The sequence below is a fragment of the Shewanella sp. BF02_Schw genome (genome assembly GCF_014596695.2).
In the GTDB taxonomy this organism is placed as follows: domain Bacteria; phylum Pseudomonadota; class Gammaproteobacteria; order Enterobacterales; family Shewanellaceae; genus Shewanella.
The window spans coordinates 66,468-90,910 of sequence record NZ_JABKAW020000004.1; the positions used below are offsets into that span (position 1 = coordinate 66,468).

The window sequence follows — 24,443 nt, forward strand, 5'->3', positions numbered from 1 at the left end:
CCCATGGCTGACGTTCTGTTAAATATTAAAGGTGTTAGTCGTTCTTTTACCGCCGGAGAGCAGGAGCTGACGGTACTTAACAACATTAACCTGCAAATCTGTCGTGGTGAATTGATTGCCATTATCGGCGCGTCTGGTTCCGGTAAATCTACATTAATGAACATCCTTGGCTGTCTGGATAAACCCAATACAGGCAGTTATTTCATTAATGATCAGGACACATCCAGTATGGATGACAATGAATTGGCCGCCCTGCGACGTGAATATTTTGGGTTTATCTTTCAGCGCTATCATCTTTTGGGAGATTTAACTGCGCTTGGTAATGTGGAAGTACCGGCATTGTATGCCAATGAGGGGCCGCAAACCCGACACGAAAAAGCTAAAAAATTACTGACTCGTCTGGGGTTGAGCGATCGTTTAGATCATAAACCAAGTCAGCTAAGTGGCGGCCAACAACAACGTGTCAGTGTGGCCAGAGCTTTAATCAATGGTGGCGATATTATTCTGGCCGATGAACCCACCGGTGCTTTAGATAGCAGTAGCGGCGAAGAAATGATGAAACTCATTCAAGAACTGCATCGCGACGGCCACACGATTATTTTGGTGACACACGACCCACATATTGCCGAATTTGCCGATCGCGTCATCGAGCTAAAAGACGGCGAAATCATTGCCGATACCCAAAAACGTATCCCAGCAGAAACGAGCTCGTTAATCGCAGACAGACAATCTTCCCAAGCAAGTATGAAGATAAACTGGTCGCGATACCTTGAAGCGTTAAAAATGGCGTTAATTGCCATGTCCAATCATCGTTTGCGTACGTTTCTGACGATGCTCGGCATTATTATTGGCATTGCTTCAGTGGTGTCCGTGGTTGCGTTAGGTGCCGGTTCGCAGCAATCTATTTTGGATAATATTGCCTCAATGGGCACCAATACCATTGAAATAAAACCAGGCACAGGGCGAGGAGATCGCCGCTCTGAACGGGTTAAGTCGCTCACGGCAGACGATGCCAATGCGCTTAAAATATTGCCCTATGTGGACAGCGTTACCCCAACCGTTAGGACCAATGTTGCCATACGTTATGCAAGTGAAACCGTCACAGGCTCAGTTCAAGGCGTGGGTACTGAGTATTTTCGGGTGCGCGGTTATGCGTTGGCCAAAGGACAATATTTTGCCGATGACAGTATCGATGCGTTAGAACAGGTTGCCGTCATTGATGCCAATACTGAGCAAACGCTTTTTTCTGACGGCAGTGCATTAGGTAGCGTCATTTTTCTCGGCCGCCTTCCGGTTCGTGTTATTGGCGTAACAAAGCCAATTGAAAGTGTGTCCGACAACAGTGATGAACTGAATGTTTGGTTGCCGTATACCACGGTGTCAGGACGTATTCTTAGACAAAATTATGTTAACGATATTACCGTAAGGATAGATGCCAATGTATCAAGCGATGTGGCAGAGCAAGGCATTATTAGCTTATTGACTATGCGCCACGGCAAAGTTGATTTTTTCACTATTAATACAGATACGATACGCAAAAGTATTGAAAAAACATCTGAAACCATGACGTTACTGATATCAGCTATCGCGTTTATCTCTTTGTTAGTTGGCGGGATTGGGGTAATGAATATCATGCTGGTATCGGTAACAGAGCGAACGCGCGAAATAGGCATTCGTATGGCCGTTGGTGCCAGGCAAACCGATATTATGCGTCAGTTTTTGATTGAAGCTGTATTGGTATGTTTTTGTGGTGGCGCATTGGGGATTGGACTTGCTTATCTTATCGGTATGATATTTACCTACACAGGCAGCAGTTTTCAGATGATCTATTCGAGTACGTCAATAGTGGCAGCTTTTGCCTGCTCGACCTTAATCGGTATTGTGTTTGGTTATCTGCCCGCCCGGAATGCAGCTAAATTGAATCCGGTTGATGCACTTGCTAGAGACTAACCTCTGCCAAGTAAATATGGCCCCCTAAATTATCGGCTTTGATGAACAAGCGAAGTAATTGTACCGCGCACAGTTTGAAGCAGTATGGCAAATGTTAAGTTAATTTTGGATCACCCGAAAACACTTACAAAGTCAGCTTGGGTGCACGGCGGTTCTGCATACTTGGGGGCAAATTTTAACCTCACTATTCACTTACACTGCTTAATCCCAGAATGTAGTGAATGAGTAAAACTGGCCATCAGTTTGTAGGTAATGTAAATAAATTTGATGTGGCGACTGGGAGTTTCAAGAAGGAATAGCCGTTGATTTTCTCTTGGTCTGGTGTGGGCGAAGCGCCACGACATTAGTGGCCGAAGGCCATATCTTAAATACACTTTCGCCCATAAACGGGTGAGCAAACCTTCAAGAATTGATAATGTTTTATTGGGGGAAACTACAATATGATTATGCCGGTTTAAACTGGTTAGATGGAATGTCATCTGTGGTGATCAACCGTTATAGGGTGTGACGTTCCACTTTGTATCGAGAACAACAACCTTACCTAATAGTTGTTCAATGTACTCCGAAGTGTGGGCTATCTTCCGTAATTTTGGAAATACATTGTTTGCGTATATTTCATGAGCTGCTGGTGATTCCCAATGCGTTACCACCAAGTAACAGTCATGGTGTTCAATATGGCGCCAAACGTGACCGCCTAGCAATCCAGGTTGCGTTGACAGTTGAGGGTTCCAGAGCAGCTGTTGATCTCGATTAAACCTATCAATGTCCAGTACTCTTGAGCAGTAATCGACTCTTAATACTCCAGCACCTGAAAAATCAATCTCTGAGCCAGGTATAGTTGAAATCAGTTCGAAGTAATTAACTGAACAATGACGGTAAGTGGATTGTTGTTTATTATTTAAATAAATCTCATCGTGGGTTGTGCTCATGAATTCACTCACGTGAAACTGTGATTCCCAAAAACCTAAAATAATGGCTGTGCTTGACGATGCTTCCCATCCACCTGCTTGCCCTATAAAACCGTTACACGTCGACAGCTGACTCCAAGCACTCTGACTTTGTGAAAAAGCCTCCTGTTTACCGTCATCAACCTCGCACATAATCAATTTTGCTATAGTCAAAATGGTTCCTAATATTGATGGTTCATGGGTCAACATGGTCTTTCAAAGCTCAATCTATCAGGGAGCAATATCTTTGTGGTGTTGGAGTCACCATGCCCAGTGCTAGCAGCAAAGCTTAACTGTTCAATGCTTCTTTTTAACGGAACAAAACCATAGCAATTAGCACCTTTGAATCCGTTTCCCTTGGATAAGTTATTTCTGCTCTAGTTTGTAACTAATCTTATTGATGTACCAGGTTTTATCGCCTTGAGGTGTGCTCACTACCGCTTCATCGTCGACTTGTTTTTTGAGTAACGCGCGGGCCATGGGCGAGTCGATGGAGATGTAGTCTTTACGTTCGTCGTAAATTTCTTCTGGGCCGACAATTTTAAAGGTTTTAATGTCACCGGCGTCGTTTTCAATTTCAACCGTGGCGCCAAAAAACACTTTGCCTTCTTGCTCTGGTGCGTAATAGACAATTTTGAGTTCGGGCAGCAGTTTGCGTAAATAGCGTACTCGGCGGTCAATTTGCCTTAATAAACGCTTATTAAAAGTGTAATCAGCATTCTCGGAGCGATCACCTAAACCTGCCGCCCAAGTGACAATCTTAGTGACTTCAGGACGTTGTTCTTTCCACAAGTAGTCGTGCTCAATTCTGAGCTTATTGTAGCCTTCTAAAGTGATTAACTTAGTTTTCACGCGGTTTACTCTTAATGTGGTCGAAGAACGGTGAGATTTTATATAAGCCGTAATATTATCATCTGTGTTTTAGCACTTCATGCCCGATGATGCATTCTTTTTATCGATTATCTATAAAGACATCATAAAGCCTTTCGTACTAGCAGCGAACTGGTGGTCTTTATGGTATCTTTGGCATAATTTTATTTTAAACCATGTCGAATTCGATTGATTATGCATAATATTGCCCAGATTATCGCTCAAGAACTTAATGTCCGTGAACAACAGGTCACAGCGACCATTGCGCTATTAGATGATGGCGCCACCGTGCCGTTTATTGCGCGCTATCGTAAAGAAGCTACCGGTGGTTTAGATGACACTCAGTTGCGTAACTTGTTTTCTCGTTTAGGTTATTTACGTGAGTTACACGACCGCCGCCAAGTGGTATTGTCGAGCATTGATGCGCAAGGCAAGTTAACCCCAGCGTTAACTCAAGCGATTAATGACGCCGACAGCAAAACCCGTCTTGAAGATTTATATCTGCCATTCAAACCAAAGCGTCGTACTAAGGGCCAAATAGCCATCGAAGCGGGTATTGAGCCGCTTGTAGATGCAGTATTAGCCAATCGTCAATTAGATATAGACAGCAAAGCAACAGAGTTTATTAATCCTGATGCAGGTTTTGCCGACACTAAAGCAGTGCTTGATGGTGCGCGTTACATTTTAATGGAGCGCTTTGCTGAAGATGCAGAGTTACTGCGTAAAGTGCGCCAGCATTTATTACAACAAGCGGTACTTGAAAGCCGCATGGTAAAAGGCAAAGAGAAAGAAGGCGCTAAATTCCGCGACTATTTCGAGCATAATGAGCTGATGAGCAAAATCCCATCTCACCGTGCTTTAGCCATGTTGCGCGGCCGTAACGAAGGCATGTTAAGCCTGTCGATGAACGCCGATCCCGATACTCAAGCGACAGAAGGCAGTTATTGTGAAGTGATTATTAGCGATCACTTTAAGTTAGAACTGACTAACTCTAGCGTTGATGAATGGTTGAAAACGGTAGTGACCTCGACTTGGCGCATTAAAGTTGCTTTGCAAATGGAAACCGAGTTTATCGCTAAGATGCGTGAAAGCGCGGAAGAAGAAGCCATTAGAGTGTTTGCCCGTAACTTGGGCGATTTATTAATGGCGGCTCCTGCTGGTGCTAAAGCGACAATGGGACTCGATCCTGGTATCCGTACTGGCGTGAAAGTCGCGATTGTTGATAACACCGGTAAGCTGGTGGCCCACACCACTATTTTCCCGCATGCGCCACAAAACTTATGGGACAAATCGATTCGTACCCTAAGTAATTTAGTGACCATGCATAAAGTTGAAATTATTGCGATTGGTAACGGTACTGGCTCGCGTGAGACAGACAAGCTAACTGGCGAGTTAATCGCTGCCGTAAAAGAAACGCATCCGACGCTGACCAAAGTGATTGTGAGTGAAGCGGGCGCATCGGTATATTCGGCCTCTGAGTTTGCCGCTAATGAGTTTCCTAATCTTGATGTGTCAATTCGTGGCGCGGTATCAATTGCACGTCGCTTACAAGATCCGTTGGCAGAGCTAGTAAAAATTGAACCCAAAGCGATTGGCGTAGGACAGTATCAGCATGATGTAAGCCAGAGCCAGTTATCGCAGTCGCTCGATGCTGTCGTCGAAGACTGTGTTAATGCCGTAGGTGTTGACTTAAATATGGCATCGGCGCCGTTATTAGCTCAAGTTGCTGGTTTAACCAAAACCTTAGCTAAAAACGTGGTTGATTTTCGTGACGCGAATGGTCAATTTACCAATCGTAAGCAGCTATTGAGTGTGGCTCGTTTAGGGCCTAAAGCTTATGAGCAAGCTGCGGGGTTTTTACGCATCCGTAATGGTGATAATCCATTGGATTCATCATCTGTTCATCCAGAAGCTTACAGCCTAGTTGAGTCGATTGCTGGTGCTAAGCAATTGCCATTAACTGAACTGATTGGTAATAGCGATTTGTTAAAACAGATTAATGCTGCCGATTTTGTTACCGATGCATTTGGTGTGCCGACCATTAATGATATTTTAGCCGAACTAGACAAGCCAGGACGCGACCCGCGTGGTGAGTTTAAAACGGCTACGTTTAAAGACGGCATAGAAGAATTGAAGCACCTTAAAGTCGAGATGATTTTAGAAGGTGTAGTCACCAACGTGACCAACTTTGGTGCCTTTGTTGATGTGGGTGTGCATCAAGATGGTTTAGTGCATATTTCATCGTTAACCGACAAGTTTGTTAGTGACCCACATACAGTGGTTAAAGCCGGCGATGTGGTTAAAGTGAAAGTGATGGAAGTGGATATTGAGCGTCGTCGTATTGCGTTAAGCATGCGTCTTGATGAAAAAATTGATACCGAAAAAGCAACCAGACAGTCGCAGGGTAAGCCACAAAACAGTTACCAGAAAAAGCCTGCTGCGGGTAAATCGTCAACCAATACCAAGAGTTCTGGTCATAATAAACCAGCCAGTAAACCGGTTAAAGCACCACAAAATGCGGCTATGGGTAATGCGTTTGCTGATGCCTTTGCCAAGATAAAGAAATAACCCATTATACCGCGTGGTAAAACACCTTTAGCTAATATATTGATTCTAAAGCCTTTGCATTGATGTGTGAGGGCTTTTTTTTAGCTAATGTTTATATTTTGAAACTGAATAAAGCCCCGCAGCAATAATTCAGTTTTTATTCAGTAGATCTTAAGTGTTTTGGTTGAATATCAGCGCCAGTCGAGTTTATTGCGAGTGGCAAAATTGAAATTACTAACGAAAACATTATCCAGTATCAGCCCAAAGAACATCAGTTACGAGGCGATGACCTGCATTATCGCTGTCTATTTTGGCTTGGTATTAAATTTTCCGATAATCCGTAAAATCTATCAATTATCAGCAGACGGTCATGTGTTGTTTTCTTTGTCACCGGCGTTGTTATTAAGCAGTTGTTTTATGCTTATTTTTAGCTTATTTGCTTTTAAATTTGTTTTTAAACCCGTGATGATTGTGTTGTTACTGACATCATCTGCGGCCATGTATGCCATGTTGCAGTACAACGTGATGTTTGATTACGGCATGATTGAAAATATTTTTGAAACCAATTCTGGCGAAGCGTTTTCTTACATCAACTCACATTCTATTGGCTATGTGTTGGTGCTCGGGGTATTGCCTTCTATTTTGTTATATCGCACCAAATTATCGAGTGGTCCGTCACTGGCCAAAATAGTGCTTCGTCGTGTTGGTTTTACCATAATCAGTATGGCGTTAGTCGGGTTGATGGTGCTGTTTTTTTACAAAGACTATGCGTCAGTGGGGCGCAATAATAATTATCTGAATAAGATGATTATTCCTGCACATATTTATAATACGGTTAAATACTTAAACAACCGTTACTTTACCGAAAAGTTAACTTTTGACCCTATTGGTCAAGATGCACATCTAACTCCTAGCGTGAATGGCAAACCGACCCTTATGGTGCTTGTTGTCGGTGAAACTGCCCGTGCAGAAAATATGGCGTATAACGGTTACCAACGTAACACCAACCCATACACAGAAAACCTAGGCATGATTGCCTTACAGAATGTGTCGTCGTGTGGCACGGCTACCGCGCATTCGTTACCGTGTATGTTCTCAAATCTAATCCATGACAATTACAATCGTGAAGTTGCCGATGCACGAAATAATGTGCTTGATGTAGTTAAGGCGGCAGGTGTTAACGTGACATGGTTTGAAAACGATGGCGGCGATAAAGACGTAGGAGCCCGCATTAATAAGATTGATATTTCGCCGAGCGAGCCAAATCCATTATGTGATGGTTTAAGTTGTTATGACGAGATTTTAGTTGAAAAACTCAGCCAAAAATTACAACAAGACATTGAAGCCAGTGCACTGTCGGGTAAAGGCTTAGATAATCAATTTATCGCTTTGCATACTATTGGCAGTCACGGACCAACATATTGGCAGCGTTACCCAGCCGATAAAGCGTTATTTACGCCAGCTTGTAGCCGCAGCGATATTGAAAACTGTAGCGACCAAGAGATTGTTAATGTTTACGACAATACTATTGCCTATACCGATTTTGTGTTGGCAGAAACGATTAATGTACTTAAGCAGTATCAAGACAAATATAACGTCGCGCTGGTGTATTTATCTGACCATGGTGAGTCGTTGGGTGAAAGTGGTATGTATTTACACGGTACGCCTTACAGCATTGCGCCGAGCCAACAAACTCATGTGCCTTGGTTTATGTGGTTACCACAAGACTACACACAAGCTAAAGAAATTGACCGTGAATGTGTTGCCGAGCATGCATTAAGTGGCTCGTACTCACATGACAACTTGTTCCATACATTGTTAGGGCTTTACGGTGTTAGCAGTTCGGTACGTGATCCTAAGCTAGATATCACCACCGATTGTAAAATGAACTAGGGATATACTCATGACAATTTCAGCTTCATCATCTACGTCTGATGATAATGTAACAAAGAATACGGCAAAGAGTGCAGCAACTAAACAGCCAAAAATTGTGGTGAAACGCCATGGCATTATGCGCTTGCTGTATACCTGTAAACATACCTTTAATGGTTTAAAGTGGATGTGCCGTAATGAAGCGGCATTTCAGCAAGAGTTAATGCTGTTTATTCCATTAACTGTATTTGCTTGTATGGCAAATATTAGTGCGCCGCAATCTGCCATGTTAGTGCTGGCGTTACTATTTGTATTGTTTGCTGAACTGGTTAACACTGCTGTAGAAGTGGTGGTTGACCGTATTGGCCTGGAGTTTAATGAGTTATCTGGGCTCGCCAAAGATATTGCTTCTGCATTTGTGTTTCTCAGCATGCTGATGGCAGCGATTGTTTGGTGGGTTGTTTTATGGGCATAATTGACTCGTAAACGGTTAATCTGCCCGCAACGTGTCGGCTGTTAACTTATCGCTATGGATAGCATAGAGATAAGTTTGCTAATGGTAGTTTGTTATCCCGAGTTTAGATTATTTTTCCGTTTGGACTGCATCACTCGTAATATGGATATAGGCGCAATTATGATAAAGGACACTCAATGAAAGTGTTGTTAATTGAAGACTCTGAAGCGCTGCGTCGCGGCATTAGAGTTGGGTTAGATCATTTAGGTTATACCGTTGATGAAACCGGTGATGGTTCTGAGGGCTTAAGTATGGCGCTCACTAATTCTTATGATTTCATTATTTTGGATCTCATGCTGCCTAATGTAGATGGTCTGAGTTTACTTAAGAGTATTCGTAAATTAGGTAATCAATCTAAGGTCATTATTTTATCGGCTAAATCACAAGCTGAAGATCGTGTTACTGGCTTATTGGCGGGTGCCGATGATTATCTGTGTAAACCATTTTCGTTTGACGAATTACAAGCCCGACTCGTGACTCTTGGTCGCCGTGGTGAACTCAATCAACAAGTTAAAACTATTTGTATTGCTAATTTTGTTTTAGACACAAGTAATAAATCACTTCATGCAGATGGCCATTATATCGATCTGACTAAAAACGAATTCAAAATTGTTGAATATTTATTTAGTAACCCTAAGCAAGTACTTAATCCTGAACAAATCAGTGAAGCAGTCGTGGGTTCATTTAATCATTTATCAAAAAACACCATCGAGGCTCATTTATCGTCCGTGCGTAAAAAAGCTAAAGCCGTAGGGGTGACGCTACCGATAAAAAACAAACGTGGTTTTGGCTATTTTGTGGGTGAACATTAATGAGATCGTTAACCACCAATTTAGTCAATACCATGACCTATGTGGTATCAGCCATGTTGATTTTGGTGTTTTTGGCGATTGATATCAGTATCGATAATTGGGTCGATGTTGAGTTTGATAGCGCGTTAACAGACAAGTCTAACTACCTAAAGACCTTAGTTAAAGTGACTCCAGAAGGCACCGAGTTTGATTTTGCTGGCGAGTTTATGCCTGAATTTGGCATCTCGACTAAAGCAAGCTTTTTTCAATTGTGGCAAGGCTCAAGCGTGTTTGAACGTTCTGAGTCGTTGCGTAATTTCGAGGGGGTAGATTTACTTAAAAAAGACATTCCACTCAACAGTGCTTTTTTTGCCGATGTGGTGTTACCAGATGGTCGAGACGGCAGGGCGATGGTGTCGTATTTTGAGCCGCAAGTGCCTAAAACTAATCGGTCAATGATGGATACAGTCGAACCCATGTGGTTAACCATAGCCATTACCACTGAAGATTTGTCGCAAATTTTGGTGATCATCGACTCTAGTTTAGCCATTGGCTTACTACTGGTGATTGTGTTGATCCGTTGGGCCGTAGTGAAGGTTATTCATCGTGGTTTGACCCCGTTGAACGAATTAAACATGTCGCTAAAAAGCGTCGATGTCACTAAAAAATACATCCCACTGTCTAATGAGTCTGAACGTTATCTCGAAATTGAACCAATTCGTAATGAACTGAATAAATTTGTCAAAATTAGCCAACAATACTTACAAACAGAAAAGCGCATTACTGCCGATATCGCTCATGAACTGAAAACACCAATCAGTGAGTTGATTAGTTTAAGTGAAATTTATATTCGTTATCCGGATGATCAGCGTATTGGCGTGAGCTATAAACAAGATGTACTCAGCATTAGTTTACGGATGAAAACCATAGTCAATAATTTACTACTATTGCAACAAGCCACATCTGAAAATATTAATCTACATCGCCAGCATATCAATATCAAAACCTTGATGGGCCAGGTTATTGATGAGTTGGCATTTAAGTACTCGACTATTCATGCTCGTTTGAATATTGAAAATAGTGATTTGGATCAAAACTGCCTTGTCGATGAGTTTTCTTTGCACCTTATCTTGACCAATTTATTTGATAATGCACTGTACTACAGTCCGCCAAAGTCATCGATTAAAATAAGGTTAGTCTCTGATAATAAAGGATTAAGTTTTAGTGTTGAAAATCAATTAGTGACCAGTATTAATGCGAATGATTTAGAGCGACTTACGCTACCGTTATTCCAAGCTGAACAATCGCGATCAAATAGCGAAAGGCATGGATTAGGATTGGCCATCGTTGAAAATATTGCCAAAGTGAATGGATTTAAGTTTAGTTTTGAATTGGTTTCGGAAGACAAAATTATGTTTACTGTGTTGATTCCGAGTGACCATGCGGCGATGGTGTAAGTCGATGCAAAAACCTTTTTAAAAAACAGAATTTAACCGACTGTAAATAAGATGTTAATATATGTTATTACGCCCTGAACTTAATATCTTCGCTAAGGTCTTAGGCTCAGATGGTTTTTGTTACTGTGTCTTCTCGTAGCCCGTTTACGATAATGATATTGAAAATATAACAAAAAATCTTGTTTAAAATCGTTGAGTAAACAAGGTTTTCAGTAACACGATAAGCTTAAGTTGCCCTTAAGATACGCATACTAGTCTATTACCCAGTAATTATGTTATTACATTTGGGGTAGCTTGTTGCGGACTTAATTGCATATGAAGCCTAAAAATAATAATAATTTTGGAGCAATAAATGGCTGTCAATTTCTTTGGTCTTGGTAGTAGTTCAAGTGAACTCGGTACACAAAAGACCTCGCATAATTTATTTCAAGCAATTGTTATATTTAGTGTTATCTCTCTGCTTATTATGAGTTTGAGCCGTATTGGCATGTCTTTATGGCAAGCTGAGCGAGTATCCGATGCCCAAGGTTGGGGCTACATTTTATTGCAAGGTTTACGGGTAGATTTTGCCTCTTTATGTTGGTTGTGGGGTATTGCAGCGCTCGGAACCGTAGTGTTTGCCGGTGAGCATTTAGTTGGCCGTGTTTGGCTGACGATATTACGCGTATGGCTCACACTAGGTTTATGGGTGGTGGTTTTTCTTGAGGCGTCATCGCCGTCATTTATTGCTGAATATGGTTTTAGACCTAACCGTTTATATGTTGAATATCTGGTTTATCCAAAAGAAGTGTTATCGATGTTATGGGCAGGGCGTAAAGGCGAGCTTATTTTATCGGCGCTAATCACCGTGGGTACCTTATGGGGTGGCTGGTGGTTAAGTGGCAAATTAACGCAATATATTCGTTTTCCTAAATGGTATTGGCGTCCAGTGCTTGCGGTTATCGTCATTGCTATTACGGTGCTAGGTGCGCGTTCATCGTTGGGGCATCGACCTCTTAATCCTTCATTAGTGGCATTTTCTGACGATCCTTTAGTTAATTCTTTGGTGTTGAATTCCTCTTTCTCATTAATCTTTGCGATTAAGCAAATGAGTAATGAAGAAGATGCATCGAAAGTGTATGGCAAGTTAGCGGACGCAAAAGTGATCGATATTGTGCGTCGTGAAAGCGGTCGGCCACTGAGTGCATTTACCTCATCAACCATACCGACGTTGTCATTTAATCAAGCCAGCTATACCGGTAAACCAAAGAACCTTGTGATCATTTTACAAGAAAGCTTAGGTGCGCGCTTTGTGGGGAGTTTAGGTGGTTTACCGTTAACGCCTAATATTGACGAACTCTCTAAACAAGGGTGGTTTTTTGAAAATTTATACGCAACTGGTACGCGTTCGGTAAGAGGTATTGAAGCGGTAACAACCGGTTTTACGCCAACGCCAGCACGCGCCGTGGTGAAACTAGGGAAGAGTCAAACAGGCTTTTTTACCATTGCTGATTTATTGAAGCAACATGGCTATACCACGCAGTTTATTTATGGTGGTGAAAGCCATTTTGATAATATGCGCAGCTTCTTTTTAGGCAATGGTTTTACCGATATAGTTGATCAAGGTGACTATAAAGACCCCGCGTTTGTAGCGTCTTGGGGGGTGTCTGATGAGGATTTATTGTTTAGAGCTGATGAAGAGTTTTCGCGGATGCACAAAGAGGGCAAACCGTTCTTTAGTTTAGTGTTTAGCTCAAGTAATCATGATCCGTATGAGTTCCCAGATGACCGTATTGAGTTGTACGAACAGCCGCAATATACCATGCATAACGCGGTGAAATATGCCGATTATGCCGTGGGTGAGTTTTTCAAAAAAGCTAAAAAATCAGATTACTGGAAAGATACCTTATTCCTCGTTGTGGCCGATCATGACAGTCGAGTGGGTGGCGCAGCACTAATACCTGTGTCACGTTTTCGTATTCCTGGGCTTATATTAGGTGATGGGATTGATGCGAAGCGCGATCCACGTGTTGTGAGCCAAATTGATATGTCGCCGACGTTAATTTCGTTGCTGGGTATTTCGGACAGCTATCCAATGCTAGGCCGTGATTTAACCACAATGCCAGACTCTTGGCCGGGTCGAGCAATGATGCAATATGATAAAAACTTTGGTTTATTGGAGGGGAATAAAATGACAATTTTACAACCTGAATTACCACCGGAAAGTGTTACCTATAATTTTGTGACTGAAAAATTGACTCCGACCACATTGAATGAACCGCAAGCAGAAGCCGCGTTAGGTTGGGCATTGTGGGGGAGTTTAGCGTACAACAAAATGTTGTATCGTTCGGCTAATTCAGAGGCAAAACCGACACTGTCTGATATGGCTACCAAAGAAGTATCACGCTAATATTTGTAGTTGAGACTCATTATTTGGGGCGGATTGCTGTTGATAAAATTGACCAATCCGTTGACCGAATTGTTGGTAGGTCGCTTTGGATATGCCAGTGTCTAGCGCTTGGCGTTGACGGGGCTCTGGTGTTGTTTTAGCATTTGTCGATTGTGTTTTTAGTTGAATATCTTTACGTTGCAGCGCTGGGGTTTGGCTAGCCATGATTCTAATGACTTGAGGCCGAATGACTGGCGAGGCAATTGCTTTAGACTCTACCGCTTGTTGTGTGACACTTTGCTGTTGTCGTTTAGCTTGCTCTTGCTGCTGTTTTTTCTCCGCGACAATGTAAGGCGTAGCGCGTTCATTTTGTTGGTTTAATGACCGTTCAGCATGTTCTTTTGTCGGTTCTTGTGGCGGGATAATCGGCGGTTTTTGTTGATTGTCCACTCGTGCAAGATCCGTCGCAACATTCGAAGTTGCTAACGGTACTTGTGGATAATGAGTGGTAATTATCATGTTGACCTTGTCAATACGACGCCTTGACTAAATTATAGACAACATTTGGCTAAGGCTAAAGTGCTATTAAGATATTTTTAGCGGTATTTTGTGATCCACGGTAATAAATGGTTTAAAAATGCATCGGGATGCGAAATAAACGGTGCATGGGATGCTTTGTGGAGCAGCACATCTTCAATGTTGTCACTGCTTGGTAATGACGAGATAATCTTTCTCGGCACCAAACTATCTAACTTTCCCCAAATTCGTAACCATGGCTGCTGTATTTGAGTGATCGTGGCGCGTAAATCTACTTGCGCTAACATATCCAATCCTTGTGATAAGCCTTGTTGTGTCGGCAATGGTTTGCTTAACACTAAGCTTTTTATTTGTTGGATATCAGATTTTGGATTATCACTTCCCATGGCTTGAATTGCCAGGAACCGTTCAACAGTGCGAGACAAATCGCGACTTAATTGACTTGAAAATTGTGCCAATACATCAGGTTGAATACCTGCCCAAGATAGGGTTGAGTCGTCTTTTTCGTGAGCCATAACACTTTCGCGGGCCATAAAGCATGGTGATGAGGCAATAGTGACTAATGCAGCCACTGACTCTGGGTAATCGATGGCAATTTGGCTAGCGATTAACCCTCCCAACGACCAACCAATCCAAATCGCCTGCTGTGGAAGTTGCTCTGCAAGTGCTTGTGACCATTGCGTTATGTCTCCGTCGATATTGGGACTTAACCCAAAACCCGGCAAATCAACATAATGCACTCTATACTGGTGCAATGCGTTTTTTAATGGACTAAAGACTTGGTTATTCACACCCCAACCGTGTAATAGCACGATGTCTTGGCCTTGTGAGCCTACGGTATCAATATGCAATGCAGGAAAACTCACGGTTAACACCTCTTTTGAGTCTATTTAATGGAATGAATAGCCAATGCCGCCAATCAATAATTCAATCGATATCAGCCATATCTTACGTTTATGCGTCAAGCGCCTTCAGCGTGCCAGGGTCATTTTACTAGGCAGTTTACCCAACCGTTGCTTGCTGTGCCAGCAAAGGATAGATCAAACGGGTTATCAGCAATTGTTCCCTAATCAAGTGCTCACAGGTGTTTGCCAAGTGTGTCTAGCGGCAAGTTTGTATCAGCACGAAGTGTGCTTAGGTTGTGGGCGCGAAATAGCGTTGCTGCAGGCTTATTGTGGTAAATGCCTTAAACACACCCCTAATTGGGTGGTAGCCCCTTGTAGTTATCATCAAGGGCTGGGACCTGTTATTGCTGCTATTAAATATCAACAGCAATGTGCACCGCTTAACGCGATAACTCAGCAACTAGCCTGTCGAATCGCATTGTTAATTAAGCATGGCATTATTAGGCGACCACAAGTGTTAATCCCCGTTCCGTTACATCCCAATCGTTTACGTCAGCGAGGTTTTAATCAAGCTTGGCTCATTGCTAAAGAGTTAAGCCTATTAACGAATATTCCTCTAGATGACCGTTGTTTAATTCGGATTGTTGATACGTTGCCACAAACGGGACTTGCGGGTAAGCAGAGGCGTAAAAACTGCCATGGTGCATTTGCACTACAACCAAGTATGACGTATCAGCGTGTTGCGTTGATTGATGATGTTGTTACTACTGGAACAACCGTAGATGAAATTGCAGGTTTATTTAGTCTACAGTTTGTCCATGTGCAAACTTGGTGCCTTGCGCGTGCTGAAGCGCCGGGATTGTTAGATTAAATCTTTTTAAGCGTAGATTAATCTAGGTTGAGGTTAGATTAATTCGATTTGAGTAATAACAAGATTTTTTGTAAATAAAAACAATTAATTAATATGTCTTGTAACTCTTGGTATATGGGGCATTGCAGTTTTTTTAGGGTAAAAAAAAGTTGAACTGGATCATTTTTTCGAGATCAAATCCCACTGACACTACAAAGCCAATGCAACACAGAGTATCATAGGTCTAATTCTTACTAATTTACTCAGGTATTCCCTGACGGAGCAGGTTTTTATGATCACCATTACCGATACAGCTCAGGCCCATTTCGTCAAACTATTGGCCGACCAGCCGGAAGGTACGCACATTCGTGTGTTTGTTATCAGCCCAGGTACTGCACAAGCAGAGTGTGGTGTGTCTTATTGTCCACCTGATGCCGCTGAAGCTGATGATGTAGAACTTCCATTTAATGGCTTTAGTGCTATGGTCGATGAAAAGAGCGCACCATTTTTAGATGATGCCAGCATTGACTTTGTAACCGACCAGCTTGGTTCGCAACTAACATTAAAAGCACCTAATGCAAAAATGCGCAAAGTGTCTGGAGATGCGCCATTAGTTGAACGTATTGAATATATTATTCAGTCAGAGATTAATCCACAACTTGCTAGCCACGGCGGTAACATCATGCTGGTAGAAATTACCGAAGCTGGTGTTGCAGTATTGCAGTTTGGCGGTGGGTGTAACGGTTGCTCGCAAGTTGATATCACCTTAAAAGATGGTATTGAGAAGCAATTGTTAGATATGTTCCCAACGGAATTGACTGGTGTTCGTGACGTGACAGAGCATGAGCATGGCGAGCATTCTTACGCCTAATCTCGTGATGAATTACTGCTACTAACAAAGCTAATAAACAAAAACGCGACCTCATTATGAGGTCGCGTTTTTTGTTGGTATCGATTAGGTTTTCGCCATCTAGTGGCTTTAGTCGTCTCGAGTGAGTACTTCAAGTAATTCAATATCAAAAAATAAATCTGAGTGTGCTGGAATACGCTCACCAATCTGGCGTTCTCCATAAGCTAAATGAGCCGGAACTGATAGTTGTCGCTTGCCGCCGACATTCATACCAATAATACCCTGATCCCAGCCTTTAATGACTCTGCCCGTGCCAATGACACACTGAAACGCATCTGAAGCGTCAAACTGACTTCCGTCGGTTAATCGACCGCTATAACGAGTGGTAATTAGCGCACCTTTAACTGCGGTTTTACCGTTGCCAACTTCAATGTCGGTAATAATCAATTCTTGAGTCATAGTATTCTCATATGTGACGACTTGGGCTATTTGAGGTTATTTGAGGTTATTTTACCCCAAGATTGGTCGCTAAGAAGTGTTCTATTGCAATGAATGTTGTAAGACGATGTTCATTATTACTTAAGTAATGATCGCCATTTTCCAGTTCGATATATTTTACGGGTTTATGTAAATCTTTAAGCGCATCATACATTTCTTCACTGTGTTGCACTCGCACCACGCGATCTTTAGTGCCGTGGATTAATAATACCGGCACGTTAATATTGGCTACTTTGCTAATAGGTGAGCGCTGATACAAATCGTCGTAATCATCACCAATTTGTTTTTTAACAATTTTGCTGTTGTCGTACCGACGCGATGATTTAACTAAATATTCAAGGTCAGTTACGCCCGCGACACTAATGGCACATTGATACAGATCGGGGGTGATAGCTACGCCCATTAATGCGGCATAACCACCGTAACTGGCACCGACAATACACACGCGTTTAGGATCGCTAATACCTTGTTCGATAAGCCAGTGAGTACCATCCTCAATGTCGGTTTGCATTTCTAGGCCCCAGTTTTTAAGACCCGAACTCATGAAATTGAAGCCATAGCCTGACGATCCTCGAAAATTCATTTGTAGTACAGCATAGCCACGATTAGCTAAAAACTGCGCCCAATAATCAAACGTGGTTGAGTCGTAGCTAATAGGTCCACCATGGGGGAAAATTATGGTCGGTAAGTTTTTGGCGTCAGTGTCTTTTGGAGTAGTGAGAAAGGCTTCAATGGCTAAACCATCACGAGCATTATAATGGACTGTTTGTGGCTGAGATAACACTTCTGGTGGTAATTGGCTGTAACGGTAAGCGATAGGGTAAAGTGCTTTTTGATCTCTATTTCCAAAGTAATACGCACCAGATTCAATAGGGCCAGTAGCATAAACGATGTAACGACGTTCATCATCACTGAACTGAGTGATCACATTATGTGACTCTGGTAATGCAGTTGTAAGACCATTGTTCAACTTGATATAATCTTGGTCCCAGAACAGATATTCACCTTCAATGTCGGTGCTTAAACCAATGACCTTTTGTTTTAGCGCGGAATACACTAGCCAGCCTTCAACATCGTAATTTTCATTGTGAGAAACGAGTTCTTTAGTCAATGTCGGGTCAGTTAAATTGACTTTAAAGATGGCTTTAAAACCTTGATGATAGGCGCTGATATATAAGATATTAGGGTCATGGTCAAAACCGATAGGCCAAATTACGTCTTCTGCTAAAGCCTCGAACTCCCATAACTTGCGGAGATCTTCACCCGCTCCTTTTTGCTCGTAAATACGGTAGGTAGTGTCATCGCGATAAATGCCAATACGCACTTTGTGCTGCCTATCGGTTAACCAGTTTCCAATGTGCATACGTGCTGGTTGTAAAGTCTTGATACCGCCTGTTTTTAAACTGACTTTAACGACGCTTTCATATTGTGGTTTAGAACCTAAACCTTGAATTTGCATGAGGATATGATCTGGATCGTTGTCAAGATAATCAATAACCGATGCTTGTAATTGCGGTAAATCGACAAAACGCGATAGAGAACGATTAGAAAACACACTTGAGGTTTTATTGTCGCTCAGTGAGTATTTTATTAACCGTGTTTCGGTTGTGGGAACACCTCGACGGATGGCGGGATATTTAGACTCGATTAAGATGACATCATTATTTGCCCACGTTAACGATAAAATGACAAATTTCTGATTATCAGTTTGTAATGGATAAATATCTTTATTGGTTTGAATATCGCGAATAGTGAGTACTTGGCCTTCAAGCTCATTAGTACTGACTCGTACGAGCGACGCAATTTTTTTACCGTCTGGAGATAAGCTAACAAAGCGGACATCTGGGATGCTGGCAAAGGCTTCTATAGGCAGAGGTTTGGCAAATGAGCTAAGCGAAAATAGACATAAACTAATAACAACAAGCCATAAAATCCGTTTCATTAAAGGTCCATGTAATGCGATATAAAAATGTTATTTGGATGTTACATTTTTATATCAAGGTCTTCAATATATTATACGGCCGCCAGTTGATATCTGAGTTTGTAGTAATAGTGCCAACCAAGAGTCACGCTTCGGCATAGCATGAATATTGACATCGCAGCCCAAAGGCTGTGGTTGCCCCAATCTTGCAATAGGTACCAACTCGGAAAGTAAACGCCAAAGGTAGCAATTATCATGCTGTTTCGCATAATATTCCCGTGCGCTGCACCAATATACACACCATCAAACAGGTAACAGCCAAATGCCAAGATAGGCATAAAAATGAGCCAGATTAAGTAGTTGTTTGCAGCGTTTTGTACCGCTTCAATATTGGTTAATAGCTGAATTATCCATGGTCCTGCCGACCAAAAAAGCAGGCTAAATAATACCGCAACCATTGCCGACCAGCAAAATGCCAATACGACACTGTCATGCAGTAATGTTGGATTTTTTTGACCAAATGCGCGGCCCACTTCGGCTTCAGCATAATAAGCTATACCATCCAACGCATAAGATATCAGCATGAGTAAATTAAGCAACACTGCGTTAGCGGCAATCGTATTGTCGCCCAAACCGGCACCATAAAAGGTCATAAAACTAAAGGCGGCTTGCAAGCACAAACTGCGGATAAAAATATCACGGTTTAAGGTGAGTAAACGAGCATATCCGCGCCATGATAAATGGGCGATAACCTGGCTTAAATTAAGCCCTCCAGTATGTACTAGCTGGCGTTTGACCATAATCAATGCCACTGAAAAAGCACTGATATCAGCAATAACCGATGCCAATGCAGCGCCTTGGACATTCCATTTAAAGATGATGACAAATACAATATCGAGAATAATATTAGCGCTGTTAGCGATAATTAATTGCCACATGGCTGCTTTCGGCGCTTGGCGTCCGAGTAACCAGCCTAATAACACTAAGTTGACGAGAGCAAAAGGCAGTGACCAGATTCGGATTTCGACGTATTGGCGGCAGTAGAACATCACTTGTTCGCTGGCATCGCTGAGGCTTAATGCTAAATCAAGTATGGGAGAGTGTAATATTACACAAGCTACTCCCAAGGTTAATGCTAGGCTGCAACCTTGTATCAGTAATTGTTGTTGAGTTGAGGTATCATTAGCACCGTAGGCTTGTGCGACTAACCCGGTGGTGGACATGCGTAAAAAGCCGAGTAACCAAATCATTAAGGTGATAATGGTACTGCCTAGTGCTACGCCACCAAGATAGTAAGCTTGTCCAAGATGACCAATCACCGCAGTATCAACTAATCCTAATAGCGGAATGGTGATATTCGACAGTATCATTGGTGTCGCTAAAGCCAATAATTGACGATTTTTTTGGCGGTTTAATAGTAATGCGCTAACTGACATAGGTATGGATAATCATGGTTAAAAAAATAGCTTTATTGTTGGTGTTGTTCAGCTTGAGTGTATTGCATTTTGATGCCAATGCGGTGGTCATTTTACAATATCACCACGTGTCGGAAAATACCCCCAAAAGCACGAGTGTGACGCCAAGTCAGTTTGCTGAACAGATGCAGTACTTGGCTGATAATGATTTTACCGTGATTTCATTAGCTGAAGCTGTTGATTCAATAAAGCATAACACGCCAATAGCCGATAGACGTATTGTGATTACTTTCGATGACGGTTATGACAGCATTATCAACAATGCTGCGCCCATTCTAGCCTCACATCAATTTCCGTATACTGTGTTTATTTCTGTTGCCCCCATCGATGCCGGTTTCAAGGGCATGATGAGTTGGAAAGACATTACTGCCTTATCCGATCAAGGCGTGACGATTGCCAACCACAGCTGGGGACACGAACATTTAATTCGTCGTCAAGGCAAAGAAACCCAAGCCCAATGGCAAGCCCGTGTCGAAGATAATATCTTATCGACAGAAGCTGAAATATTAAAACGTACTGGCCAAAGTGTAAAAATGTTTGCCTACCCGTATGGTGAATACACTAACAAATTAGAAGCAATTTTGACGAAACAGGGCTTTGTTGGCTTTGGTCAGCAATCTGGTGCCGCAGGGGAATATGCTTCACTAACGGCATTACCGCGCTTTCCGGTTGCCAATGCTTATGCTGATTTAGCGAGTTTAACGGTTAAGTTTTCCAGTTTACCAATGCCGGTGATTAAGCAGAACATCAGCGATCCATTATTGGTATCAGGTAAGTGGCGACCTAAATTAGAGTTAACTCTTGATACGCAGGATATTTATCCACATCAAGTGATGTGTTTTATTCAAGGCCAAGGACCGAAGAAACCTATTTGGTTAAGTGAAAATCGCTTATCTATCCAAGCATCATCAGATTTGGCACCCGGTCGTTCACGCTATAACTGCACAGCGCCCAGCAAAACAAAAACGGGCTATTATTGGTTTTCACAAGCGTGGATCCGCCCGCAAGATAATGGTCAATGGCTCGAAGAGTAACGATATTACGTAAATGGCTAGTGCCAAGATTGAACGATTTGGCTAAAGTCAGCAATGAGCTCAGCATTAAGAATTTGTGCGAGCTGACCAGGCTGTGGTTTGGGTTTAAATACTGCTATTTTCTCCCCTCTTGGTGAAACCAACACATACGATGCGCTATGGTCTACTTGGTAATCACTGTTGTCTCCCACCATGGCATACACAAAGCCTAAGTCACGACTAAATGGAAACAAATCGGCGTGTTCTGCACTGACGGCTTTAAAATCTTTATTGAAAAAGTTTATGTAATCTAATCGTTTAGCTTGAGTGTCACGTTTAGGGTCTGCTGACACAAACACCACTTGTACATTGCTGGCTATTTTTTGCAGTTGTGGATATGCCGCTGCGAGTTTATTCAGAGTGGTAGGGCATACATCCGGGCAAGCGGTGTAACCAATAAAGAACAAACTCCATTTACCTTGTAACGTTTGGTTAGTAAACGCATTGCCGTATTGGTCTGCTAATGTAAATGGTGCTAATGGGCGCTGCTGCTCAAATACATAACTGGTCGCCAATGGCATAGGCTCTGTTTGCGTCTGTTGATAAACGACACCACCCACTAGGGCTAATAACATTAGCCCTACCGCTATCATTATTTTCAATATATTTTCCTTTCTAATTTAAGCGTTTACCCAAAAGTAATGGTCAACTAATAATACAATAAATAACACCATTAAATGATAAATTGAGAATTTAAATACTTGCATAGACAGCTCTGGATAGTCATGAAACTTTAACTGCCACGCTTTATAGATAAAACCACAACTCAGTAACGTTGAACCCACCAAATATATTGGACCACACATGCCGACTAAAACGGGTAGTAGACAGGCAATGGCTAATAAAATGGTGTAAAGCAAAATACAGGTTTTGGTAAATTCTACCCCATGCGTCACCGGTAACATTGGAATATCGACCTTGGCATATTCTTTACGGCGATGAATGGCTAATGCCCAAAAATGCGGTGGAGTCCAAGTGAAGATAATAATAACCAGAAGCAGAGCGTAGCCATGCAGTTCATTGGTTATTGCGGTCCAGCCTAATAATGGCGGCATAGCGCCGGCTAAGCCACCAATGACAATATTTTGTGAGGTCGCCCGTTTAAGATAGGCGGTATACACCAAGGCATAACCAATTAAACTGGCAAAGGTTAACCAAGCTGTGAGGGGATTAACTAAGGTATATAACACCACAAAGCCGAGTGATCCGAGCGACACCGCAAAGGTTGCCGCTTTAATGCTGGAGATTTTTCCTTTAGGCAGCGGACGATTATAAGTTCGAGCCATCAAACCATCGATTTTACGATCAATTAAGTGATTAAACGCCGCCGCAGAGCCTGCCATCATCGCAATGCCTGCCATTCCCGCAACCAAAGGTTGTAACGGTACAATGCCAGGCACGGATAAACACATGCCGACCAACACTGTAAGCAGCATAAGTGCTACGACTTTGGGTTTGGTCATTTCAAAATAGGCGCGCCATTGTAGAGTTATCTTAGGTTGAACCTGACTAATAGTAAGAGGTTTTGTCATGGTTGATCCTCACTTATGCTTTACGCAACAGGGCGTAATTAATAAAGACTAAGGTAAGCAGCAATAAGGCTGCGCCTCCATTGTGTGATACTGCGATGCCTAAAGGTAAATTCATCACCACATTACTAATACCCAGTCCGACTTGAGCGATGACCAGTAACACTAATAAGTAACCACTGTTACGCATTATATGTGATTGTGCATAGCGTAATTTGAGTGCAAGTACGATTAGCGTTATGGCGGTTACCACGGCCCAAATTCGATGGCTGACATGAATGGTCATGCGGGTGGAATAGTCTAAAACGCCAAATTCAAAACTGGGGTGATCGCCTTGGAATGGTGAAAAAGCATCGGCTAAACGTAAATTATCGACCCAATTACCTTCACATATGGGCAAGGTGGTACAGGCAAGCGCTGCGTAATTTGATGAGGTCCAGCCACCGAGTATAATTTGAATGACTAATACACCCAAACTGATTAGTGCTAACGGAATGAGCTTACGCGCATAGGTATCACCTCCGGGGATCCTTAATGGTTTAAGCCGCAGATATAACAGCAGTAACAAGGCGAATAAACTAAAACCGCCTATAAGGTGCGCCATTACTACAACAGGCATTAATTTCATGGTGACAGTCCACATTCCCAATGCGGCTTGAAACACAATGAGTACCGCAATAAAAACGGGCAGTTTTTTGGGTGCTTGCGGCTGTTTAAGGCACATAATTAGAATGGCTAAAACCATTAACCCCAAAGTACCTGCGATATAGCGATGGATCATTTCAAGCCAAGCTTTTTCTGGCTCAATTTGAGCATCAGGAAATCGACTTTCAATATTGGCTAAATCATGGCTTGCACTCGGCACCGCTAAATGGCCGTAACAGCCTGGCCAGTCAGGACAACCTAATCCAGCATCAGACAGACGTGTATAGGCGCCCATTAAAATAACGGCCAAGGTAAACACTAAAGTGAATTTGATTAATCGCTGTATTGCCATTAGCCAACCCTCGACAACTTAAGCATTTTGCGTAAATCAGCAATCATGGCTTTGCCCTGAGCAATATTGGCGTCGTGACCTATTACGTTGTCATATTGCATGACTAAGCTACCGAGAGGGTCGACAATAATAAGCTGTTGATTGGTCAGTAGTGCAGCAAGTGCGTCATTGGCGTTTGCTTGGTCAAATGAGATATTTAATTGCTTGAGAATTTTGGTGTCACTGTGGCTGTTTACTACAATGATTGGGGTAACACGATCCCTATCTTTGCCCAGGGCAATATAGCTTTGGTGTAAAATGTACAGCCGTTCTTGGCATTGCTCATTGCAGGTTTCGGGTAGAAAAAACAGTACTTGCCATGCATGAGGTTTAGGGTTTTCCATGGCTAAGTTGGTGTAGTTTATGTCGGGAGCGATCAGCGCCCCTTTGTTGGTTGCTGCTCCGTTATACAGCTCTAGGCTTAACACTAATTTGGCTAAGGCAACCGGTAAAATAAATACCAGCAGTAAGACCAGTAGTGCTTTATTGCTTTTTTTCGGTAGGGAGTTCATT

At 42.4% G+C, this 24,443-nt stretch carries 21 protein-coding genes and 1 pseudogene; 11 read left to right on the forward strand and 11 right to left on the reverse strand.

The features are described from left to right. Positions 1-3: 3 nt before the first annotated feature. On the forward strand, positions 4-1,950 hold the full coding sequence (locus HNW13_RS15540; RefSeq protein ID WP_192113999.1) for a MacB family efflux pump subunit: 1,947 nt from the start codon (positions 4-6) through the stop codon (positions 1,948-1,950). Positions 1,951-1,999: 49 nt separating this feature from the next. Continuing rightward, positions 2,000-2,160: pseudogene (locus tag HNW13_RS15545) on the forward strand (transposase); the annotation flags it as partial. A gap of 278 nt (positions 2,161-2,438) precedes the next feature. On the opposite strand, the gene HNW13_RS15550 reads toward HNW13_RS15545, so the two are convergent. Then, a complete protein-coding gene (locus tag HNW13_RS15550) occupies positions 2,439-3,071 on the reverse strand; it encodes a DUF4937 domain-containing protein (protein WP_192114000.1) in 633 nt (210 codons plus the stop codon). 192 nt (positions 3,072-3,263) lie between these two features. Next, on the reverse strand, positions 3,264-3,749 hold the full coding sequence (greB, locus tag HNW13_RS15555; RefSeq protein ID WP_011635724.1) for a transcription elongation factor GreB: 486 nt from the start codon (positions 3,747-3,749) through the stop codon (positions 3,264-3,266). 213 nt (positions 3,750-3,962) lie between these two features. On the opposite strand from greB, the gene HNW13_RS15560 reads away from it, so the two are divergent. From HNW13_RS15560 to HNW13_RS15585, 6 genes are all read left to right on the forward strand, one after another. Beyond that, positions 3,963-6,335, forward strand: coding sequence for a Tex family protein (locus tag HNW13_RS15560; protein WP_192114001.1), 2,373 nt, complete (start codon positions 3,963-3,965; stop codon positions 6,333-6,335). A 204-nt stretch (positions 6,336-6,539) separates the two neighbouring features. Beyond that, positions 6,540-8,207 (forward strand): phosphoethanolamine--lipid A transferase, encoded by a 1,668-nt coding sequence (locus tag HNW13_RS15565; protein ID WP_243756309.1) that lies wholly within the window; start codon positions 6,540-6,542, stop codon positions 8,205-8,207. Between the two features lie 10 nt (positions 8,208-8,217). Then, positions 8,218-8,661, forward strand: a complete 444-nt coding sequence (locus HNW13_RS15570) for a diacylglycerol kinase (protein WP_243756311.1) — start codon at positions 8,218-8,220, stop codon at positions 8,659-8,661. 176 nt (positions 8,662-8,837) lie between these two features. Next, a complete protein-coding gene (locus HNW13_RS15575) occupies positions 8,838-9,512 on the forward strand; it encodes a response regulator transcription factor (protein ID WP_101084868.1) in 675 nt (224 codons plus the stop codon). Continuing rightward, positions 9,512-10,948, forward strand: a complete 1,437-nt coding sequence (locus HNW13_RS15580) for a HAMP domain-containing sensor histidine kinase (RefSeq protein ID WP_162022061.1) — start codon at positions 9,512-9,514, stop codon at positions 10,946-10,948. Before HNW13_RS15575 ends, HNW13_RS15580 begins: the two co-directional genes overlap by 1 nt. 352 nt (positions 10,949-11,300) lie before the next feature. Further along, positions 11,301-13,337, forward strand: coding sequence for an LTA synthase family protein (locus HNW13_RS15585; RefSeq protein WP_192114002.1), 2,037 nt, complete (start codon positions 11,301-11,303; stop codon positions 13,335-13,337). Here the strand turns inward: HNW13_RS15585 and HNW13_RS15590 are convergent. Beyond that, entirely contained in the window at positions 13,329-13,835 is a 507-nt protein-coding gene (locus HNW13_RS15590) for a hypothetical protein (protein WP_101084871.1), read from the reverse strand. The genes HNW13_RS15585 and HNW13_RS15590 overlap by 9 nt on opposite strands. A gap of 77 nt (positions 13,836-13,912) precedes the next feature. After that, the gene (gene bioH, locus HNW13_RS15595) at positions 13,913-14,719 is read right to left on the reverse strand and encodes a pimeloyl-ACP methyl ester esterase BioH (protein WP_192114003.1); all 807 of its coding nucleotides are present in this window, start codon (positions 14,717-14,719) and stop codon (positions 13,913-13,915) included. 43 nt (positions 14,720-14,762) lie between these two features. Between bioH and HNW13_RS15600 the strand changes: the two genes are divergently transcribed. Both HNW13_RS15600 and nfuA read left to right on the forward strand, forming a co-directional pair. After that, entirely contained in the window at positions 14,763-15,569 is an 807-nt protein-coding gene (locus tag HNW13_RS15600) for a ComF family protein (RefSeq protein ID WP_192114004.1), read from the forward strand. A 271-nt stretch (positions 15,570-15,840) separates the two neighbouring features. After that, entirely contained in the window at positions 15,841-16,419 is a 579-nt protein-coding gene (gene nfuA, locus HNW13_RS15605; protein ID WP_101084874.1) for a Fe-S biogenesis protein NfuA, read from the forward strand. A gap of 108 nt (positions 16,420-16,527) precedes the next feature. Here nfuA and HNW13_RS15610 read toward each other — a convergent pair whose 3' ends face one another. The 3 genes from HNW13_RS15610 to HNW13_RS15620 form a co-directional block, all read right to left on the reverse strand. After that, on the reverse strand, positions 16,528-16,857 hold the full coding sequence (locus HNW13_RS15610) for an FKBP-type peptidyl-prolyl cis-trans isomerase (protein ID WP_182743379.1): 330 nt from the start codon (positions 16,855-16,857) through the stop codon (positions 16,528-16,530). A 46-nt stretch (positions 16,858-16,903) separates the two neighbouring features. Beyond that, positions 16,904-18,838: a S9 family peptidase gene (locus HNW13_RS15615; RefSeq protein WP_192114005.1), complete on the reverse strand. Its 1,935-nt coding sequence runs from the start codon at positions 18,836-18,838 to the stop codon at positions 16,904-16,906. Positions 18,839-18,909: 71 nt separating this feature from the next. Beyond that, positions 18,910-20,253, reverse strand: a complete 1,344-nt coding sequence (locus tag HNW13_RS15620) for an MATE family efflux transporter (RefSeq protein ID WP_192114006.1) — start codon at positions 20,251-20,253, stop codon at positions 18,910-18,912. A 14-nt stretch (positions 20,254-20,267) separates the two neighbouring features. Between HNW13_RS15620 and HNW13_RS15625 the strand changes: the two genes are divergently transcribed. Continuing rightward, entirely contained in the window at positions 20,268-21,326 is a 1,059-nt protein-coding gene (locus tag HNW13_RS15625) for a polysaccharide deacetylase family protein (RefSeq protein ID WP_192114007.1), read from the forward strand. 17 nt (positions 21,327-21,343) lie between these two features. On the opposite strand, the gene HNW13_RS15630 is transcribed toward HNW13_RS15625, so the two are convergent. From HNW13_RS15630 to HNW13_RS15645, 4 genes are read right to left on the reverse strand one after another with little or no spacing between them, the layout of a single operon-like run. Next, entirely contained in the window at positions 21,344-21,940 is a 597-nt protein-coding gene (locus HNW13_RS15630; RefSeq protein WP_243756326.1) for an SCO family protein, read from the reverse strand. 45 nt (positions 21,941-21,985) lie between these two features. Next, positions 21,986-22,897, reverse strand: coding sequence for a heme o synthase (gene cyoE, locus HNW13_RS15635; RefSeq protein ID WP_101084879.1), 912 nt, complete (start codon positions 22,895-22,897; stop codon positions 21,986-21,988). 13 nt (positions 22,898-22,910) lie between these two features. Next, positions 22,911-23,891: a COX15/CtaA family protein gene (locus HNW13_RS15640; RefSeq protein WP_192114008.1), complete on the reverse strand. Its 981-nt coding sequence runs from the start codon at positions 23,889-23,891 to the stop codon at positions 22,911-22,913. Beyond that, positions 23,891-24,442, reverse strand: coding sequence for a hypothetical protein (locus HNW13_RS15645; protein WP_162022068.1), 552 nt, complete (start codon positions 24,440-24,442; stop codon positions 23,891-23,893). Before HNW13_RS15645 ends, HNW13_RS15640 begins: the two co-directional genes overlap by 1 nt. Between the last annotated feature and the right edge of the window lies 1 nt (position 24,443).

What these genes read in the sequence shown, in the direction of transcription:
- HNW13_RS15630 (WP_243756326.1), bottom strand. Translation starts at nt 21,940, where the DNA reads ATGTTATTAGCCCTAGTGGGTGGTGTCGTTTATCAACAGACGCAAACA.
- nfuA (WP_101084874.1), top strand. Translation starts at nt 15,841, where the DNA reads ATGATCACCATTACCGATACAGCTCAGGCCCATTTCGTCAAACTATTG.
- HNW13_RS15625 (WP_192114007.1), top strand. Translation starts at nt 20,268, where the DNA reads ATGGTTAAAAAAATAGCTTTATTGTTGGTGTTGTTCAGCTTGAGTGTA.
- HNW13_RS15600 (WP_192114004.1), top strand. Translation starts at nt 14,763, where the DNA reads ATGCCGCCAATCAATAATTCAATCGATATCAGCCATATCTTACGTTTA.
- HNW13_RS15570 (WP_243756311.1), top strand. Translation starts at nt 8,218, where the DNA reads ATGACAATTTCAGCTTCATCATCTACGTCTGATGATAATGTAACAAAG.
- HNW13_RS15540 (WP_192113999.1), top strand. Translation starts at nt 4, where the DNA reads ATGGCTGACGTTCTGTTAAATATTAAAGGTGTTAGTCGTTCTTTTACC.
- HNW13_RS15615 (WP_192114005.1), bottom strand. Translation starts at nt 18,838, where the DNA reads ATGAAACGGATTTTATGGCTTGTTGTTATTAGTTTATGTCTATTTTCG.
- HNW13_RS15610 (WP_182743379.1), bottom strand. Translation starts at nt 16,857, where the DNA reads ATGACTCAAGAATTGATTATTACCGACATTGAAGTTGGCAACGGTAAA.
- HNW13_RS15640 (WP_192114008.1), bottom strand. Translation starts at nt 23,891, where the DNA reads ATGGCAATACAGCGATTAATCAAATTCACTTTAGTGTTTACCTTGGCC.
- HNW13_RS15620 (WP_192114006.1), bottom strand. Translation starts at nt 20,253, where the DNA reads ATGTCAGTTAGCGCATTACTATTAAACCGCCAAAAAAATCGTCAATTA.
- HNW13_RS15585 (WP_192114002.1), top strand. Translation starts at nt 11,301, where the DNA reads ATGGCTGTCAATTTCTTTGGTCTTGGTAGTAGTTCAAGTGAACTCGGT.
- HNW13_RS15560 (WP_192114001.1), top strand. Translation starts at nt 3,963, where the DNA reads ATGCATAATATTGCCCAGATTATCGCTCAAGAACTTAATGTCCGTGAA.
- cyoE (WP_101084879.1), bottom strand. Translation starts at nt 22,897, where the DNA reads ATGACAAAACCTCTTACTATTAGTCAGGTTCAACCTAAGATAACTCTA.
- HNW13_RS15580 (WP_162022061.1), top strand. Translation starts at nt 9,512, where the DNA reads ATGAGATCGTTAACCACCAATTTAGTCAATACCATGACCTATGTGGTA.
- HNW13_RS15645 (WP_162022068.1), bottom strand. Translation starts at nt 24,442, where the DNA reads ATGAACTCCCTACCGAAAAAAAGCAATAAAGCACTACTGGTCTTACTG.
- HNW13_RS15575 (WP_101084868.1), top strand. Translation starts at nt 8,838, where the DNA reads ATGAAAGTGTTGTTAATTGAAGACTCTGAAGCGCTGCGTCGCGGCATT.
- HNW13_RS15590 (WP_101084871.1), bottom strand. Translation starts at nt 13,835, where the DNA reads ATGATAATTACCACTCATTATCCACAAGTACCGTTAGCAACTTCGAAT.